Genomic DNA, 18,074 nt, shown 5'->3' with positions numbered 1-18,074 from the left:
TCAGCGGCTCGCCGGGGCGCGGCCATAGAGCAGGAGCATGGCGACGATGACGACGCCATAGATGATCTGCCGTCCCGCTTCCGGCATCTGCATGACCGACAGGATGGATTGCAGCAGCGTGATCAGGATCACGCCGGCGACCGTACCGAGATAGGAGCCGCGCCCGCCGAGGATCGAGGTGCCGCCGAGCACCACGGCCGCGATCGACGGCAGCAGATAGGCGTCACCCATCGATTGCGCCGCCTTGGAGGCGTAGCCGGCCAGCAGCACGCCGCCAAAGGCGGAGAGTCCGCCGGAGACGGCGAAGGCGATCATCACCACGCGTCTTGTGTCGATGCCGGAGAGATAGGCGGCGCGCTCGCGGTTGCCGATGCCATAGACCGCGCGGCCAAAGCCGCTACGGGTCAGCACGAACACCATTGCGGCCCCGATCAGCGCCCAGATGATGACCGCGTTGGGGACGCCCGGAATGGTGAAGCCGGTGGCCAGGTAGCGCATGGCGCCGGTGGCCGAATCCTGCGGCGAGAAACCGCCGGTGTAGACCACCATCAGCCCTTGCGCGACGGCGTTGGTGGCGAGCGTGATGATCATCGAGGGGATGCGCAGATAGGCGACGCCGATGCCGTTGACGATGCCGATCAGCACGCCGCAGAAGATGCCGAACGGGATCGCCAGCGCCACCCCGGCCGGACCGTAGGCGGCCGCCGCGCAGGCCATCATCGCGCCCGCCGCCACCGACCACGGCACGGACAGGTCGATCTGGCCGAGCAGGATGACCAGCATCATGCCGGTGGCGATGACGCCGAGGAACGAGGCGACCTTGAGCTGCTGCAAGAGATATTCAGGCGACAGGAAGCTGCGCGAATAGAGGCTGCCCACCAACAGCAGCACCACGATACAGGCAAAGGCGGTCAGCACCGCCGGATCGGCGCGGCGGATGAATTTCGGCATGCGGCCGGCAATGCCGCCCAAGGTCGTATCGCTCACAGGAACCACTCCAGCCGGTTGCGGACCCGAAACAGGGCAAAGGCGCCGAGGCTGACGGCGACCAGCAGGATAACGCCCTGGAACAGCGGCTGCCAGAGCGGATCGAAATCGAACACGAACAGAAGGTCGCCAATGGTGCGGAAGGCCAGCGCGCCGAAGATGGCGCCGATGGCGCTTCCCTTGCCGCCGAACAGCGACACACCGCCCAGCACCACGGCCGCGATCGAGAACAGCGTATAGGCGTTGCCGCTGGCATAGGCGGCCTCGCCCGTATAGGTGAAAAAGGTCAGGAACAGCCCGCCGATCGCGGCCAGCAGCCCCGCAAGCGTGTAAGCGGCGAACTTGCCGCGCCTTATCGGCACGCCCGACATATAGGCAGCCGTTTCCGAAGAGCCGGCCGCGTAGGCGGCACGGCCGAGTACCGAGCGGCTGAACGGCACCCAAATCAACAGCACGACCGCCAGCAGCACGACCAGGCTTGCCGGCACCAGATCGAACAAACGCCCCGTCAAAGCATCGGCCAGGTTCTCGTTGACGGAGCCGCCCGGGAAGGGCCGCAGCAAAAGGCCGATGCCGTAGTAGACCGCGCCGGTTGCGATGGTCGCGACGATCGGCTGCAGCCTTCCATAGATGACGATGGCGCCGTTGATGGCGCCGCACAGAAGGCCCGCCACCAGCACGGCGATGACGCCGAGCGTGGTCTGCATCGGCGTGCCCACCACCAGCCAGGAGGCCAGGCAGTTGGTGAGCAGGAAGATCATGCCGACGGACAGGTCGATGCCGGAGGTGATGACGACCAGCGTCTGCGCCATGGCGACGAAGGCAAGCAGCACGCCCTTGTTCGCCGCCGTCTGCACGACGTTGGCGGTGAAGCCCGCCGGATGGTTCGAGGTGTAGATGACGAACATGACGATGAAGATGCCGAGCGCCAGCAGCGTTCCGCGCTGCTCGGCCAGCCAATAGCGCCAATCTTTCACACGCTTGCTCCCAGGCCCACGGGGCTCTCCTCGCCATGGATGTTGAGCGCGCTCGATATCAGCGCTCGTTCGGTGATTTCGGCGCCGACCAGTTCGCGCTTGACCGCCCCGTCATAGAGCACCAGCACCCGGTCGCAGCAGCCGATCAGCTCGTCATAGTCGGTCGAATAGAACAGGATCGCCGCGCCCGCGTCCGCCAGCTTGCGCATCAGTTGATAGATTTCCTGCTTGGTGCCGACATCGATGCCGCGCGTCGGATCGTTGAGCAGGATGATGCGCGGCTGGCGCATCAGCCATTTGGCGATGACCACCTTCTGCTGGTTGCCGCCCGACAGCGCGCCGACCGGAATGTCGAGCCCCGCCGTCTTGATCGCCAGCAGGCCGACCATGTCGTCGATGAGCCGCTGTTCGGCGGCGCGGTCGATGATGCCGCCTTTCGACAGCCGGTCGAGCGCGGCGAAGGACAGGTTTTCGCGCACCGTCATCGGCAGCATCAGTCCTTCGGTCTTGCGGTCTTCCGGGATGAGCGCCATGCCGACGCCATCCTCGCGGGCCACCGCTGGACTGGTGATCGTCACCGGCTTGCCGTCGATCAACACCTCGCCCGAGAGGCCGCGCAGCACACCGAAGAAAGCAAGCAGCAATTCGCGCTGGCCCTGGCCGTCGAGCCCGCCGAGGCCGACCACCTCGCCTGCCCTGACGGTGAGCGAGATGTTATCCAGCCGGTCGGCCCAGGACAATTTGCGCGCCTCGAGCCGGGGGGCGGCGCTGGCAGGTGCCGCCGCCGGCTTGGGCGGAAAAATATGGCTGTATTCGCGGCCGATCATCAGCTCGACCACCTCGTTGTCGCTCTTCGAGCCGGCCTTGTAGTTGGCGACATTGCGGCCGTTGCGGAACACCGTGCAGTGGTCCGCCAGTTCGGCGATCTCGTTCATGCGGTGCGAGATGTAGAGCAGCGCCAGCCCTTCCGAGCGCAGTCGTTTCAAGACGCCAAAGATCTTCGCGACATCCGCCGCCGTCAGCGCCGAGGTCGCTTCGTCGAGGATGAGGATGCGCGGTTTCCTGGCCAGCGCCTTGGCGATCTCCACCATCTGGCGCCGTGACAGCGGCAGGTCCTTGACCAGGGCCAGCGGATGGATATCGCCGGCACCCGCGCGCGCCAGCGCGTCCTCGGCGATGCGCCGCTGCGCCTTGCGGTCGATCATGCCGAAGCGTTTGGGCGGATCGGAAATGACGATGTTGTCGGCGACGCTGAGTTCGGGGATCAGCGACAGTTCCTGGAAGATGCAGACGATGCCGGCCTTGTTTGCCGCACCCGGCGACGCGAAGGTCACCTCGCGGCCATCCAGCATCATGTGGCCCTCGTCGGGCGCCACGACACCGGCCATGACCTTGATCAGCGTCGATTTGCCGGCCCCGTTTTCACCGAGAATGGCGTGGATGCTGCCGGCCTCTACGGTCAGTTCGGCCTTTTCCAGCGCCCGCACGCCGCCATAGCGCTTGGAAATGTCTTCCATGCGAAAGAGTGGAGCCGCACCGTCCATCAACCCTCCCAGGGCGATTGTGGGATTGCAGGCTGGCGCCGCGGGATCAGCCGCGGCGCCAGACAATAGAAAGCGACTACTGGTTTTCCTTGGTCTGCCCCATGATTTCCTGGGCGCTGAAATTGATGCCGCAGGTCGGGAAGGAGTTGCCGACGAAGAAATTGTCGGACTGGTCGGGGAAGAAATCCTGGCCTGCCTTGAAGTTCGGATCCTCCACAATGGCCAGCGGCAGCTTCACCGATTGCGGCACGACATTGCCTTCGAGGGCCGCGATTGCCGTCTTGATTGCCACGGCCACCTGGGCGGGGCCGGTGCCGGCGGAGGAGCATTTCAAGCCGTCGCCAGCATGCGCGGCGCAGAATTTGCGAAACCCGTTCTCCGTCTCGCCGCCGAACGGAACGAATGGATGCTTGGCATCCATCATCGCCTGCACGATGCCGGTGTCACCGCCTTGCCCGGTGATGCCGTCGAAGGGTCCGTTGGTGGCAATCGCGTCCGCTGTGGCTTTCTGGGCAACGCCATCGTCCCATTTGCCGACCACTTCGGTGACTTCCCATTTCTTGCCCGAGCCGTCGAGCACCTCGTGAATGCCGGCATGACGGTCCGTGTCAACGGAAGTGCCTGCGACGCCGCGCACTTCGAGCACCTTTCCGCCGTTCGGGACATGTGAGACCAACCACTTGCCCCACAATGCGCCAAGGCCCTTCTGGTCGACATTGACGTTGATGGCATCCTTGGTGTCGAGAATGTTGTCGAAGGCGACCAGCACGACCCCGGCCTCCCTGGCGCGCTTGATGACTGGCCCGAAGGCGGTCGGGTTCTGCGCGTTGACGACGATCGCGTCAAAGCCGGAATCGATGAAATTGTTGATCGCGGAGATCTGCGCCGGGACGTCCTCGCCGGTCGACACAACCTTGAATTCCTTCAGCTTTTTGGCGACATCCGGCTGTGCCGCATACGCCTTGGCGGTCTGCACCATCTGGATACGCCAGGTGTTGGCGATATAGCCGTTGGCGAGCGCGATCCGGTATGGGCCGGCCTTCTTGGGGAACTTGAAGAATTGCGTATCGGCTGCCCAGGGGGCAAAGCAGTCCGGCTCGGCTGCTGGTCCCTTGACGACTTCTGGGCCTGCGGCCATCGCCGCTGAGCTCAACATGACGAATGCAGTGGCGGCAACGATGCCACCAACGAGTGACTTGATCATCGATATTCCTCCCAGTTGCAGTTCTGACTTGTTTGTTTAGCTGCAGTACATGTTCGCCCCAGCACCTCCCGCCCTGGCCCGCCACGCACGTCAGGTGGCCCCGGCCGACCTGTTCCTCCTCGTTGCTTCCTTAAGCTGCAACGAAAGTATCATATTATCAATAATAAACAAGGAACATTCTGTCGCTTATGTATAATAAACAGCAGTCGGACTTCACGCTGGCTGGAATGGTAGCGCTACCAGGAATGCCTGTAAAGGCTGATTTCAGCAGGTTCTAAACTGCTTCACCGTGCCGTGCTCTCGCGGCACTTGAGCTCGAAGCCAAGGTCGACGACCCGCTGTTCCGGCCTGTCACCCGATATCGCCGCCAGCGCCATGGCGACCGCGCGCCTGCCGATTTCGTAGCGATGGGTGCGGATGCTGGTGATCGAGGGAAAGGCTACCTGCATCATGTCGAGATCGTTGAAGCCGACAATGCCGATGGTCTTCGGCACGTCGATCGAGGCGCGATGGCATTCGAACAGCACGCCGAGCGCGATGTCGTCATTGTTGCAGAACACGCCGTCGAGCGTCGGCATTTTGGCAAGCGCATCGCGGAATAGCTCGCGGCCAAGCGGCACGCTGGAAGGTACCGGCGTGGTGGTGATCAGGCGCGGGTCCAGCAGGCCGGCCTTCTCCATCGCCAGCCGGTAACCAGCCAGGCGCCGCTGCGAGCGCGGGTCCATGCGCGCACCGATGAAACCGATCCGGCGATACCCCGCCTCGATCAGGTGCTGGGTCGCCGTCCTGCCGCCTTCGAGATGCGAGAAACCGACCATCATGTCCACGGGATCGGGTCCGGTCTCCATCACCTGAACCACCGGGCAACCGGCATTTTCCAACAGCTTTCGCGAGGTAGGTGTCTGGTCGATGCCGGCAACGATCAGCGCTGCCGGTCGCTGGGAGCCAAACACCTGCAGCAGCCGCTCTTCCTCCAGTCCGGAATAGTGCGTGTTGCCGAGTTGGATGCGGAACGGGCTGTCCGACAGGCTGTCATAGATGCCGCGCACCACCTCCGCGAAGACGTTGTTGGTCAGCGAAGGCACCAGCACGCCGAACACCTCGGCCCGCGCCGAGGCCAATGCCCGCGCGTTGGGATCCGGCACATAGCCGAGCTCTTCGATGGCGGCCAGGATCTGGCGGCGCAGTTCCTCGGAAACGCGCTCCGGCTCGCGCAGCGCGCGTGAAACGGTGATGGCGCCGACGCCGGCCTTGCGTGCCACGTCAGATATGGTCGGGCGGCCACCGCCCCGGCGCGAGCGCGGCTTGATCAAGGCCTTGGCCCATGCGCCTGGCCATTCAAGCACGCCCGCAATGCGATCTTTCCAGCTGTCACCATCTCACCGGCCTGTTTCAGCACCCATCGGCCCCTGGCGTCGCGCAGTGACTACCTGTTGTCAAGCTGAGCCATTGAGTGGCTGTGCTTGGCCTTCCTCAGGCGGCTACGGCCGCCCTGTGCCTCGCCTTCCACATGAACAGCCCGATCGCCAGTATGTTCAGCAGGTTCCAGGCAATGCCGTTCAGGAACGCGGCGGCGTAGGAGCCCGTCAGGTCGTAGATCCAGCCCGACATCCAGCCGCCGATCGCCATGCCGAAAATCGTCGCCATCATGACGATACCGATGCGCTGGCCGGCCTCCTTGGCCGGCAGGTATTCGCGCACGATGATCGCGTAGCAAGGCACGATGCCGCCCTGCGACAGGCCGAAGACCAGCGACACGACATACAGCGAGGCGAGCCCGTCGAACGGGATATAGAACAGCAATGACAGGCATTGCAGCACAGACCCGATAAGCAACGTTTTGACGCCGCCGATTCGGTCGGCGACAAAGCCCGAGGCAAGCCGGCTGACGACGCCCGCGGCCATCATGATCGACAGCATGTCGGCGCCATGCGCCATGCCGTAGCCGAGGTCCATGCAATAGGCAACGATATGCACTTGCGGCATCGACATCGCCACGCAGCAGCCCAGTCCCGCGACGACCAGCAATATCTGCAGCATCGCCGGCGACAATGAAATCGGCTGCACCGGCCGACTTCCGGGCGAGCCGACGGCCGTCGCTTCCGGAGCGCCGCGCCGCAGCAACAACACCAGCGGCACCATGGTGACTAGGCAGAAGACGCCGATGGCGGCATAGGTGAAGCGCCAGCCTTCCGCCTTGATCAACGTCGGCATGACGGTGGGCCATATCGCTCCAGCGAGGTAATTGCCGGCCGCCGCCGCCGTAACGGCGACCCCGCGCCGGCGGTTGAACCAGTGCGAGATATCGGCAATCAGCGGCCCGAAGATCACCGATGTGCCGACACCGATCAGTACCCCTTGGGCAAGGGTGAATTGCAGGATCGAGGTCGACAGAGCCGCGAGCAGGAGACCGGCGGAGAGCGCGATCGAGGAAAACAGCGCCGGTATCCAGTAGCCCATGCGGTCAATGGCGCGGCCGACCAGCACATTGCCGGCGGCGAAGCCCACCATGGTCGCGGTGTAGGGCATGGATGCCGCGGCGCGGTCGACCCCGAACTCGGCCTGTACCGCTGGCAGCACGACGACAACGGCCCACATGCCGACCGCACCGATCGTCGCCAGCAGCATCGAGATGGCCAGCCGCATCCAGGCGTAGGAACTGTCGATGCCGGGGCTGGGCCGGCTCACGTCGGTTCGCGTCAAAGGCGTTTCCTGTCGGCGGTCTCAATCGTTGCTGTTTTGGCCACTATCGACGCATTCTCGGCGCACAGCAGCGCCACAGCGGGCAAATCCGTGGCTCCAGGCCGGTACGAATGCGGGAACCGACGCCAACATCTGGAGTTTCCGATCAGCAACCTTGCAAAGGAGTCCCAGCCATGACCGCCACCAAGCAGAAATGGTCGGCCGAGGTGACCGAGCACAGCAATGCGATGGATCTCGAGGAGCATGTCTTCGAATCCGACGACGCCAAGAAGATCGCCGCCTCGCTCAAGCGGTCGGCCGAACACAGCCACCGCCGCAAGGCCGAGCCCTTCCAGTCCGCCATGTCGATGCTGAATTTCTACATCAACCGGGCCGGCAAAAACCTGCCCGCGGCGCGCAAGAAGGTCCTTGAGGACGCCAAGGACGAACTGCGCGCCGCATTCGGGCGTCCAAAGGAGGATTAGCCGCCCTCGCCCGCCAATGGCACCTGACTAAATGGGGCGCCCTATTGTTTGATCTCGGGTTCGACGAGCTTGGCCAGGTTCCGTAGCGACTCCTGCCAACCGAGATAGCAAGCTTCCGCGGGAATGACATCAGGGATGCCGGCCTGGGTGATGTTCACTTCGGTGCCCACGGACACTTTCTTCAGCGTCACGGTCACCTCGATCTCGCCGGGCAGGTTGGGATCGTCGAACCTGTCTGTGTAGCGCAGGAGTTCGCCCGCGACGAGTTCGACATACTCACCGCCAAACGAGTGGCTGTCGCCAGTGGTGAAGTTGCGGAACGACATCTTGAACGTGCCACCGACCCTGCCCTCGAAGTGATGGACCGTGCAGGTGAAGCCGTTCGGCGGAAGCCATTTGGCAAGCGCATCCGCCTCGAGGAACGCGCGGTAGACCTTCTCCGGGCTGGTGGTCAGAACGCGATGCAGACGAACGGTGCTGGGCATGTCAAATTCTCCTTCCTGGTTTCCTGTTCGATACCCCAAGGACGGGGACCACAAAGCCCATCCGACACAGGCTCTCAAATTTTTTGGCGGTGCCGGCCTGAATTGCTTCGACGGCTGCAAGGCGGAAACGCCTGAGTGCCGAATGGCTATGTCGGTGAATTCTACCGCGAACGTATGACGTTGTCGGTATTGGCCAGCAGCTTGCGCACGGCATTGCGCGCCGCATCGGGCCGCTGCAGGCGGATATTCTTTTCGATTGCCTCGTGCATCTTCTGGGCGAGCTGCAAATCGTCGAGTTCCCGGGTCGTGTAGGTGAACAGGTGATCGAAGGCGGATTCGATCAGCACGCCGAGCGGCACCAGCAGATCATTGCCCGAGGCGCGCAGGATGGCGAGGTGGAAGCGGGTGTCGGCGCGGGTCCGTTCCTGCAAACTTTTCGCCTCGCCCATCTCCCGGCAGGCCTGGCTGATCTCGGCCATCTGCTCGTCGGTCCGCCGCATGGCGGCAAAGGCGGTCGCTTCCGGCTCGATGATGTGGCGGAATTCCTGCACCGTCCTCAAGAACACCTCGCGGTCCGGCGACGTCGCGTACCAGGCAAGCACATCGCGGTCGAGCAGGTTCCAGCGTTCCTTCGGTTCGACCCAACTGCCGATCTTGGGGCGCGATGCCAACAGGCTCTTGGCCATCAGCATCTTGATCGCCTCGCGCACCGCCGACCGGCTGACGCTGAAGGTCTCCGACCATTTGGCTTCATTGGGCAGGATGGTGCCGGGCGGATAGTCGCCGCGCACGATCCGCAGCCCAATCTCGCTCGCCAGCGACGCATGCACACTGGAGCCCGGGATACGCGCCGCGTCGGGCCGGCGAGCGCCGGTCGGGCGCTCGGCGGCTACAGCCTTTTTGGGCGATTTTTCCTTGTTCGGCCTCGCGTCCCGCATGAGTTCCAGAAAGGCCGGTTTAGGGAAGCTGTCAAGCGCGGTGCGGCCGTGGGGCGGCAAAGCCGGCTTCTATGCACAACCCAGCCGTGATTCGACCACGCTCAGGCTGTCTTGACGTATTTGCGCCAGCTATGCTCGGGCCGGAAGCCGAGCATGTCACGCGCCTTGCGGTTCGACAGCAGCGTCTCATATTCACCGAGTTCGCTCTTGACCGGCACGCCGGGATAGAACCGCTTCAGGAGTTCGGCGGTCGGCAGATCGGACGATGTGTCGTCATTGGCGGCATTGAACACCTGGTAGCCCAGCCCGTCCTTCTCGATGGCGCGCAGCGTGATCTGGCCAAGGTCGCGCGCGTCGATGTAGCTCCAGGCAATACGTTTGCGAAAGCCCGGATCGGCGAACCATTTCGGAAACAGCGAATACTCATGCGGCTCGATGACGTTGCCGATGCGCAAGGCATAGATGTCTGTGCCATTGCGCTGCGCGAAGGCGCGCGCCGTCTTCTCGTTGACGATCTTGGACAGCGCATAGCTGTCCATTGGATCGACATCGTAATCTTCGTCGAGCGGGAAATGCGTGGGGTCGCGTGGTTCGTTGGCGAACACCAGGCCGTAGGTCGTCTCGCTGGAAGCGATGATCACCTTGCGGATGCCGAGCTTCACCGCAGCTTCGATGACATTGTAGGTGCCCATCGCGTTGATGCGGAACACCTCGTTGTCGGGCGTGATCATGATGCGTGGGATCGCGGCGAAATGCACCACGGCGTCGACCGGCTGCGGCCGTAGCGACGGATCGAATTCGTGCAGCCCCATATAGCTCGACAGCGCGTTGAACACCTGGCCGCTGTCGGTGATGTCGGTGATCAGCGTGCGCACCTTGGGATTGTCGAGCGGCCTGGTGTCGATGTTGAGCACTTGGCAGCCCTGCTCCACCAGATATTGCACGACATGGCGCCCAGCCTTGCCGCTGCCGCCGGTGAACATGATCCGCTTCGTCATTTCTGGTCTCCACGAAAGTCCTGGGATTGACGTGTATTGTCAGACAATATTGCTTTCCGCAACCGTCTATGGCTAAAACAGCGGCAACATTATCGATAATTGCAAACAGGACAGCTAGCATGAACACCACCGCCACCAGCGAGAAGATCGGCTTTGTCGGCCTTGGCCTGATGGGTCACGGCATCGCCAAGAACATCGTCGACAAGGGGTATTCCCTGACCTTCCTCGGCCGCAAAAACCGCAAACCGGCGGAAGATCTTCTCGGCCGAGGCGCCCACGAGGCATCGACCTCCCGCGACGTGGCGGCGGCATCCGATGTCGTCTTCATCTGCGTCACCGGCTCGCGCGAGGTGGAGGCCATTATTCGCGGTCCCGGCGGCCTCAAGGAGGGGTTGAAGAAGGGGTCGGTCGTCGTCGACTGCTCCACCTCCGATCCGGTCTCGACGGTTGCGCTTGCCGCAGAACTCAACGCGCTTGGCGTCGACTATGTCGACGCGCCGCTCAGCCGCACCCCGAAGGAAGCCTGGGAAGGCACGCTCGACGCCATGGTCGGCGCGCCCGACGCCGTCTTCGCCAGGGTCAAGCCGGTGATCGACACCTGGGCCGGCCGCATCGTCCATATCGGCGACACCGGTGACGGCCACCGCATGAAGCTGCTCAACAATTTCATCTCGCTGGGCTATGCCGCGATCTACTCCGAGGCATTGGCCCTGGCGGAGAAGGTCGGCATCTCGCCGCCGCGTTTCGACAGCGTCATCCGCAACGGCCGCATGGATTGCGGCTTCTACCAGACGTTCATGCGCTGGACGCTGGAAGGCGACCGCGACGCCCACAAATTCACCATCGCCAACGCCTTCAAGGACCTGACCTATCTGGAATCGATGGCCGGTGCGGCCGGCATCGCCAACCCGCTCGGCAACGCCACCAAGAACTCCTTCGCCGGCGCCCACGCAACCGGTCCGGCCGAGCAGTTCGTGCCGATGCTGGCCACGCACATCGCCAAAGTGAATGGCGTCGACCTGATGCCGATGAAGGACGGAAAGAAGCAGACGATCTGAGACCCGGACCGCCGGCGGGCCTTACCGCCGGCCCCTTCCGATCCCCTCATCGGTGTCGGCAAGCAGCTTGTGCACGGCGTTGCGCGCCGCCGCGGGCCGCTGCAGGCGGATGCTCTTCTCGATCGCCTCGTGCAGTTTCTGCGCCCGCCGCTGATCGCCGACCTGGCGCGTGGTGAAGACGAAGAGATGGTCGAGCGCCGATTCGATCAGCACGCCGAGCGGCACCAGAAGGTCGTTGCCCGAGGCCCGCAGGATGGCGAGATGAAAACGCGTGTCGGCACGAATGCGCTCGGGCAGGTTGGCCGCCTCGCCCATCTCGCGGCAAGCCAGGCTGATCTCGGCCATCTGCTCGTCGCTGCGCCGCATGGCGGCAAAGGCGGATGCTTCCGGTTCGATGATGTGGCGAAATTCCTGCACGGTGCGAAGGAACGCTTCGCGATCCGGCGCGGTCGCGTACCAGGCCAGCACGTCGCGGTCGAGCAGGTTCCAGCGCTCCTTCGGCTCGACCCAACTGCCGATCTTTGGCCGCGACGCCAAAAGGCTCTTGGCCATCAGCATCTTGATCGCCTCGCGCACCGCCGAACGGCTGACATTGAAGGTTTCGGCCCATTTGGCCTCATTGGGCAGGATGCTGCCAGGCGGATAGTCGCCGCGTACGATCCTGAGGCCAATCTCGCTGGCGAGCGAGGCATGGACGCTGGACCCGGGAAAGTGCGCCGCATCCGCCCTGCGCATGGCTGCCGGGTCGTGGCTGGCTTGCGCCCTGGCCCGGCCGGTTTTTTTCTTTGCCTTCTCGTCCGGCATTCACGTTCCAATAGGTCGGCCGCCAGTCACCCGGATTGATCCGAACCCGCGCGGCGCACCGATCCCGTTGCCGAAATCCAAACCACTGACGCGTCAAAGCCGGGGCCCGATTGCCCCAACCAAGGCGTCCTGTTGAAGAATTGAGGAAACGGGGCGCTCGTTGGCGAGCGCCCCGAAATCGCGGCCTACTTCTGGATGCAGGTGTCGACCGTGTCCTTGGTGCATTCGTCAAGGCCGGTGAACACCGGATCGTCGACCTTCTTGCCTTCGACCAGGTCGATCATCACCGATGGTGCCTTGTAGCCCATTTCGAAGGGCCGCTGGCCGACCAGCGCGGTGACAAGGCCATCCCTGGCGATCGCCACCTCGTCGCCGATCGTGTCGGCGGCGCCGATGACGAAGTCGTTCTTGGCCAGCCGGTCCTTGAGCGGTTTGACCAGGTCGCGATAGGGCTGCGGCGCACCGAACAGCGGCCAGCCGCCCATGATGCCGAACGCGTCGAGCTTGGGGTTGGCGGCGAGGATGTCGGTCATCGCCTGAACGCCCTTGGCGCCATCGTCATTGGTGAACACCGGGCAGCCGGCGACTTCCGTCCAGCCGCCTTCGCCGGCAAGTGCCGTGAGGCCTTCCTTGCCTGTCAGCGCGTCACGCATGCCTTGTGCGCGGCGCAGGATGTTGTCCGCCGCGGGATTGCCCTCGATGGTGCAGATCGTGCCACCATTCGGCTTGGCCTTCTTGATGTACTCGCCGATCTTCTTGCCCATCAAATAGTTGTCGGTGCCGAGATAGGTCTTGCGCAGTGCCGCGTCTTCCTTGGCGAGGTCGGCGTCGACGGTCATGATCGGGATCGACGGATTGGCGCTCTTGATCGTCTGCGCGATCAGTGGCGCGTTGGACGGCGAGATCGCCATCGCCACCGTGTCGGCCTTGCTCAGCATATCCTGCACGATCTGCGCCTCGCCGGCCTCGTCGGAAGTCGATGCCGGGCCGGTGTAGAAGCATTCATATTCCGAGCTGGCGTTTTCCTTGTTCCATTTCTCGCAGCCCTGGTGGATGGCTTCGAAGAATGGATTGTCGAGACCTTTCACCACGATGACGAGCTGCTTCTTGGCCAAAGCCGGCCCGGCGCCTAACGCCATGGCGGCGACGGCGGCGAGCAATACTGTTTTCCTCATGTCAGTCCTCCCTTTGCAACCAGACGGACACGGCGTGCCCGCCACACAAACCAGCCAGGATGCGAGATGACTGAGACGCGTGCGCCCATTCAATCCGGCCGGGCCGATAAGCATTTTCAGATGCGACCCTCCCAGCGACGACGCTGCATGATCGCCAAAACCTTCTTACCGCTGGCGCCGCCGAGGGCGTCGTCAAAGCCGGCATGTCCTCCTCCGACGCTCAACTAATAACGGCTTGCCGCCAACGTCAATGCTATTTGTCCTACAAAACGGATTTTTCAAAATTCGCACGGCACTATTCGTCTGACAATTGCCTGTTCGACAATTGACGCCCGCGACGCCATTCGCGTAAATGACCGCATCGCTGTCCCCGGGAGGAGCTGGGGAAAGCCGATGGAAGCCGTCGCCTGTCCGTGGGCGGATAGGCCAGACATGGGAGGCAAAGACGGGTGTCGGTTCTCGAACTCACCAACATCTCGAAGCATTTTGGCGCCATCCAGGCTGTCAACGACGTGTCGCTGTCGATCGAACCGGGCCAGGTTGTCGGCCTGATGGGCGACAATGGCGCCGGCAAGTCGACGCTGGTCAAGATGATAGCCGGCAACTTCCGCCCGAGCCACGGCACGATGCGGATGGATGACAAGGAACTGATCCTGCACAAGCCGGTCGAGGCGCGCCAGCACGGCATCGAGATCGTCCACCAGGACCTGGCGCTCTGTAACAATCTGACGGCGGCGGCCAATGTCTATCTCGGGCGCGAATTGCGCCGTGGCGTCGGCCCGTTCCGCATCCTCGACTATGCCGCGATGTACAAGCGCGCCGGTCAGATCTTCGCCGAGTTGAAATCCGAGACCCGCCCGCGCGACCTCGTCAAGCAGATGTCGGGCGGCCAGCGCCAGGCGGTGGCGATCGCCCGCACCATGCTGTCGCAGGCCAAGATCGTGCTGATGGACGAGCCGACGGCGGCAATCTCGGTGCGGCAGGTGGCCGAAGTGCTGAACCTCATCCGTCATCTGCGCGACCAGGGCATCGCGGTAGTGCTGATCAGCCACCGTATGCCCGACGTCTTCGACGTCGCCGACCGCGTCATCGTCATGCGGCGCGGCAGGAAGGTCGCCGACAAGGCGATCGCGTTGAGTTCGCCCGAGGAAGTCACCGGGCTGATCACCGGCGCCATCGAGCAGGTGGCATGACAATGGCGACCCCGGATTTCACCGCGCATCGGCAGCGCAGGAAAGGTCTATAATGGCAGTCACCCTTGACCAGACGATCGCGCAGAAGCAGCACAGCTTCCTGTCGCGCCTGTTCTCCAGCCAGACTTTCTGGGTGGTGATCGCCGTCATCCTGGCCTGTATTTTCCTGTCCTTCGCCACCGACGCCTTCGCCACCTCGAAGAACCTCTACAACATCACCCGCAACATCACCTTCGTCGCCATCGTCGCGCTCGGCATGACCTTCGTCATCATCACCGGCGGCATCGATTTGTCGGTCGGCTCGGTGCTGTGCCTGTGCTCGATGGTGCTGGCCGTCACCATGCATGCCGGCTATTCGATCGAGATCGGCATTCTGGCTTCGATCGCCACCGCGCTCGTCATCGGTGCCTTCAATGGCATTTTTATCGCCTACCTGGGCTTTCCGCCCTTCGTGGTGACGCTCGGCATGCTGTCGATCGCCCGCAGCCTTGCCATGGTCGCCTCCAACAACACCGTCGTCTTCCAGTTCGGGCCGGACCACGACAAGCTGCTGGCGCTTGGCGGCGGCGCCTGGGTGTTCGGCATCGCCAATCCGGTGCTCTACATGATCCTGCTGGCGCTGATCACCGGTTTCATCCTGCGCTGGACGAAGTTCGGCCGCCATATTTTCGCCATTGGCGGCAACGAGCACGCCGCGACGCTGACCGGCGTGCCGGTGCGCCAGATCAAGGTCGCCGTCTACATGATCTCGGCGCTGTCGGCCGGCATTGCCGGCATCATCGAGACCGGCTGGCTCGGCGCCGTCACCACCAATCTCGGCAACGGCATGGAACTGCAAGTGATCGCCGCCACCGTCATCGGTGGCGCCAATCTCGCCGGCGGCGTCGGCACCGCCTTTGGCGCCATCGTCGGTGCTGCCCTCATCGAGGTGATCCGCAACAGCCTTGGCCTGCTTGGCATCAACGCCTTCTGGCAAGGCACCTTCATCGGCGGCGCCATCCTGCTGGCGGTTTTGTTCGACCGCATCCGCAATTTCAGGCGCAGCGATTAGCGCTGCATCCACCTTCCCCCCTTGTGGGGGGAAGGTGGCCTCGCGAAGCGAGGTCGGATGAGGGGTGTTCCAGGAATACCAACGCCTCACTCCGCCGGAACACCGCGCTGGAGCGCTATTCCTTTCGCCTCCTATCGCTCAGTCTGAAAATCCGTCGCCAAGAACCCTTGCGAGCGCACGCCCCGGGCCCGTAGCTTGACGCGAGCCAGCACTCAGCCGCACAATCCCCCTGCAGGCGAAGGGAGGCCAGTCGCTTGTGGGAGGATATACCCATGACGGAAGCGATCAGGCTCTACTGGGGCCGGTTCGGACATGTTTCTGTCCTGAATGTCGCGAGCGACTTCGTCACCCATGCCCATGTCGAGGCACATCTGATCATCTGGCTCGAAGGCACCGCCGGCGAGATGACAATCGGCCGCGAGACGGTCCGCCTCGGCCCGGGCACCGCCGCCGGCATCAACTCGCTCCAGCCGCATAGCCACGTCCTGTCCCAGGATGGCAGGCCGGGCCTGTTCCTGGCCTTCTACATCGACCCGGACTGGGCGCGCCGGCGCCGCGACCTGCCATCCAGCGCGCCGCTGTTCTCGCAGGCGGCGATCGCGCTCGAACCATGGCTGCACCAGGCCGCCGCCAGCCTGCTCGACCATCTCACCGACAATGAAAACGTCGACGATGTCGCCAATTACGAGATCGAGCGCTTCATCGACTCAGTGCTCGATGCCGCCGACGCTTCGGCACCGCAGGAGGCGCGCGGCCGCATAAACACGATGCAGGATTTCCGCGTCCGCAAGGCGATCCAGCTGATGAAGGCCAATGTCTGCGAGCGGATCTCCTTCGATGACGTCGCCCGCGCCGTTGGCCTGTCCAGGCCGCATTTCTTCGCCTTGTTCAAGGAACAGACCAATCTGACGCCCAACGTCTACTGGAACACGCTGCGCATGGAGGAAGCGGTGCGGCAGCTGCAATGGTCGCGGGAGCCGCTGATCTCTGTCGCCTGCAATCTCGGCTTCACCACGCAAGGCAATTTCTCGCGCTTCTTCCGCGATCATGTCGGAGTGCCGCCGACGCTCTACCGCGAGGCCGCGCGGGCGACGGCCTGAACCGGCAGCCATCTGTTTTTCAGACTGGTTGATACACGCTCAAGACGCATTGATAAACGCTGCCCGCTCTGGCGCCCTACCCTTGCCGCAACGATCATTCGGAAGGGAACATTTTATGGCGAAAGTCACCGTCTCCAGCGTCATCGACGCGCCGGTCGAAAAGGTTTGGGCGCGCATACGCGACTTCAACGGCCTGCCGGGCTGGCATCCGCGCATGGTCGAAAGCCATATCGAAGACGGCGAGGATTCCACCACGATTGGCTGCGTGCGCAACTTCCAGCTCGCCAGCGGCGCCCGCCTGCGCGAAAAACTGGTCGATTTTTCGGATGACGATTTCCTGGTCAGCTATTCCATCGTGGAAACACCGCAGCCGCTCACCAACCACAAGGCGACGCTGCAGCTCAGGCGCGTCACCGACGGCAACCGCACCTATGCCGAATGGACCGCCAGCTTCGATGCGGCCCCGGAGGAAGCCGACAAGCTGGCCGAGGGCATGGGTACCAATGTATTTCAAGGCGGCTTCAATGCATTGAAGAGCCATTTCGCCGGCCAGAGCTGAAGGAGCGGGCCATGGCGCTGGCATTGCAGACATTCTCGACGGTGAAGGACGCGGATGCCGCGCTGAAGTCCGCCGGCACGCGCTATCTCGGCGGGGGTACACTCGTGGTCCGCGCGGCCAATGAAGGCGATGTCTCGGTCTCCGGCCTTGTCAGGTCGACCGACCCGGCGCTGTCGGCCATCGCGGTCAGCGGCGGTAAGGTCCGCATCGGCGCCTCGGTAACCATGGCGGAGATCGGCCGCCATCCGGAACTCGGTGCGCTTGCCAAGGCCTCCCGCGCCGTCGGCGGTCCGGCGATCCGCAATATGGCGACCGTCGGCGGCAATCTGTTCGCGCCGGCGCCCTATGGTGATTTCGCCGTCGCCCTGCTGGCGCTCGATGCTACGGTCGGCACCGATGAGGGCGAAACGCCCATCGAGACCTTCCTGGCCGGACGGGACGATAGTCGCGCCATCGTCACGTCGGTCAGTTTCACGAAGGCCGACAGCTTCCGCTTCCTCAAAGTGTCGCGGGTCAAGCCCAAGGGGGTCGCGGTGCTCTGCATCGCGGTCGTTCTGGAACAGGCTGGAGACGGGACCGTGTCCTCGGCGCGGATCGCGCTCAGCTGCATGGCCGATCGGCCGATGCGTGCCAAGGCAGCGGAAAAGGCGCTGCTCGGCAGGACGCTCGATCCGGACGGCGTCGCGGCAGCGCTGGCCGCCGCCACCAAAGGCACCGCGCCCATCACCGATCCCATCGCCAGCGCCTGGTATCGCGCTGAAGTCCTGCCGGTCCATCTCGGCAGGCTGTTGCTCAGCTAATCACACGTGGGGGGCGCGCGCTTGCCCTGCGGGG

At 63.6% G+C, this 18,074-nt stretch carries 18 protein-coding genes; 7 read left to right on the top strand and 11 right to left on the bottom strand.

Annotated elements, in window-relative coordinates; translation table 11 throughout:
* From FJ941_RS00285 to FJ941_RS00260, 6 genes are all read right to left on the bottom strand, one after another.
* Entirely contained in the window at positions 1–987 is a 987-nt protein-coding gene (locus FJ941_RS00285) for an ABC transporter permease (protein WP_140502324.1), read from the bottom strand.
* The gene (locus FJ941_RS00280) at positions 984–1,964 is read right to left on the bottom strand and encodes an ABC transporter permease (protein ID WP_140502323.1); all 981 of its coding nucleotides are present in this window, start codon (positions 1,962–1,964) and stop codon (positions 984–986) included. The genes FJ941_RS00285 and FJ941_RS00280 overlap by 4 nt, the downstream gene beginning before the upstream one ends.
* Positions 1,961–3,508 (bottom strand): sugar ABC transporter ATP-binding protein, encoded by a 1,548-nt coding sequence (locus tag FJ941_RS00275; RefSeq protein ID WP_140502322.1) that lies wholly within the window; start codon positions 3,506–3,508, stop codon positions 1,961–1,963. Before FJ941_RS00275 ends, FJ941_RS00280 begins: the two co-directional genes overlap by 4 nt.
* 76 nt (positions 3,509–3,584) lie before the next feature.
* A complete protein-coding gene (locus FJ941_RS00270; protein WP_140502321.1) occupies positions 3,585–4,712 on the bottom strand; it encodes a sugar ABC transporter substrate-binding protein in 1,128 nt (375 codons plus the stop codon).
* A gap of 284 nt (positions 4,713–4,996) precedes the next feature.
* Positions 4,997–6,025: a LacI family DNA-binding transcriptional regulator gene (locus FJ941_RS00265; RefSeq protein WP_140502759.1), complete on the bottom strand. Its 1,029-nt coding sequence runs from the start codon at positions 6,023–6,025 to the stop codon at positions 4,997–4,999.
* 160 nt (positions 6,026–6,185) lie between these two features.
* A complete protein-coding gene (locus FJ941_RS00260) occupies positions 6,186–7,415 on the bottom strand; it encodes an MFS transporter (RefSeq protein WP_140502320.1) in 1,230 nt (409 codons plus the stop codon).
* Positions 7,416–7,588: 173 nt separating this feature from the next.
* Here FJ941_RS00260 and FJ941_RS00255 point away from each other — a divergent pair, with 173 nt between their 5' ends.
* A complete protein-coding gene (locus FJ941_RS00255) occupies positions 7,589–7,879 on the top strand; it encodes a DUF3175 domain-containing protein (protein ID WP_140747648.1) in 291 nt (96 codons plus the stop codon).
* A gap of 41 nt (positions 7,880–7,920) precedes the next feature.
* On the opposite strand, the gene FJ941_RS00250 is transcribed toward FJ941_RS00255, so the two are convergent.
* The 3 genes from FJ941_RS00250 to FJ941_RS00240 all read right to left on the bottom strand — a co-directional run bounded on the left by FJ941_RS00250 (position 7,921) and on the right by FJ941_RS00240 (position 10,300).
* Positions 7,921–8,364: an SRPBCC family protein gene (locus tag FJ941_RS00250; RefSeq protein WP_140502318.1), complete on the bottom strand. Its 444-nt coding sequence runs from the start codon at positions 8,362–8,364 to the stop codon at positions 7,921–7,923.
* Positions 8,365–8,525: 161 nt separating this feature from the next.
* On the bottom strand, positions 8,526–9,302 hold the full coding sequence (locus FJ941_RS00245) for a FadR/GntR family transcriptional regulator (protein ID WP_027141552.1): 777 nt from the start codon (positions 9,300–9,302) through the stop codon (positions 8,526–8,528).
* Between the two features lie 101 nt (positions 9,303–9,403).
* On the bottom strand, positions 9,404–10,300 hold the full coding sequence (locus FJ941_RS00240; protein WP_140502317.1) for an NAD(P)-dependent oxidoreductase: 897 nt from the start codon (positions 10,298–10,300) through the stop codon (positions 9,404–9,406).
* 68 nt (positions 10,301–10,368) lie between these two features.
* Here FJ941_RS00240 and FJ941_RS00235 point away from each other — a divergent pair, with 68 nt between their 5' ends.
* On the top strand, positions 10,369–11,358 hold the full coding sequence (locus FJ941_RS00235; RefSeq protein ID WP_348640732.1) for an NAD(P)-dependent oxidoreductase: 990 nt from the start codon (positions 10,369–10,371) through the stop codon (positions 11,356–11,358).
* 21 nt (positions 11,359–11,379) lie between these two features.
* Here FJ941_RS00235 and FJ941_RS00230 read toward each other — a convergent pair whose 3' ends face one another.
* Together FJ941_RS00230 and FJ941_RS00225 are read right to left on the bottom strand one after the other, a co-directional pair.
* Positions 11,380–12,162 carry a FadR/GntR family transcriptional regulator gene (locus FJ941_RS00230; protein ID WP_140502315.1) on the bottom strand — a complete coding sequence of 261 codons (783 nt, stop codon included), beginning with the start codon at positions 12,160–12,162 and terminating at the stop codon, positions 11,380–11,382.
* 185 nt (positions 12,163–12,347) lie between these two features.
* Complete coding sequence (locus FJ941_RS00225; RefSeq protein WP_140502314.1) at positions 12,348–13,337, bottom strand: sugar-binding protein; 990 nt, start codon at positions 13,335–13,337, stop codon at positions 12,348–12,350.
* A gap of 449 nt (positions 13,338–13,786) precedes the next feature.
* Here FJ941_RS00225 and FJ941_RS00220 point away from each other — a divergent pair, with 449 nt between their 5' ends.
* The 5 genes from FJ941_RS00220 to FJ941_RS00200 all read left to right on the top strand — a co-directional run bounded on the left by FJ941_RS00220 (position 13,787) and on the right by FJ941_RS00200 (position 18,040).
* Positions 13,787–14,530 carry an ATP-binding cassette domain-containing protein gene (locus FJ941_RS00220; RefSeq protein ID WP_140502313.1) on the top strand — a complete coding sequence of 248 codons (744 nt, stop codon included), beginning with the start codon at positions 13,787–13,789 and terminating at the stop codon, positions 14,528–14,530.
* Between the two features lie 52 nt (positions 14,531–14,582).
* Positions 14,583–15,581, top strand: a complete 999-nt coding sequence (locus FJ941_RS00215) for an ABC transporter permease (protein ID WP_140502312.1) — start codon at positions 14,583–14,585, stop codon at positions 15,579–15,581.
* A gap of 272 nt (positions 15,582–15,853) precedes the next feature.
* Positions 15,854–16,681 (top strand): AraC family transcriptional regulator, encoded by an 828-nt coding sequence (locus FJ941_RS00210; protein WP_140502311.1) that lies wholly within the window; start codon positions 15,854–15,856, stop codon positions 16,679–16,681.
* A gap of 115 nt (positions 16,682–16,796) precedes the next feature.
* On the top strand, positions 16,797–17,240 hold the full coding sequence (locus FJ941_RS00205; protein ID WP_140502310.1) for an SRPBCC family protein: 444 nt from the start codon (positions 16,797–16,799) through the stop codon (positions 17,238–17,240).
* An 11-nt stretch (positions 17,241–17,251) separates the two neighbouring features.
* On the top strand, positions 17,252–18,040 hold the full coding sequence (locus tag FJ941_RS00200) for an FAD binding domain-containing protein (RefSeq protein ID WP_140502309.1): 789 nt from the start codon (positions 17,252–17,254) through the stop codon (positions 18,038–18,040).
* The last annotated feature ends 34 nt before the right edge of the window (positions 18,041–18,074 follow it).

Origin of the sequence: Mesorhizobium sp. B2-3-13 (assembly GCF_006442195.1) — a bacterium.
Taxonomy (GTDB): domain Bacteria; phylum Pseudomonadota; class Alphaproteobacteria; order Rhizobiales; family Rhizobiaceae; genus Mesorhizobium; species Mesorhizobium salmacidum.
Note: the sequence above shows the minus strand (reverse complement) of the source record. Positions and strands in the feature narration are given on the sequence as shown.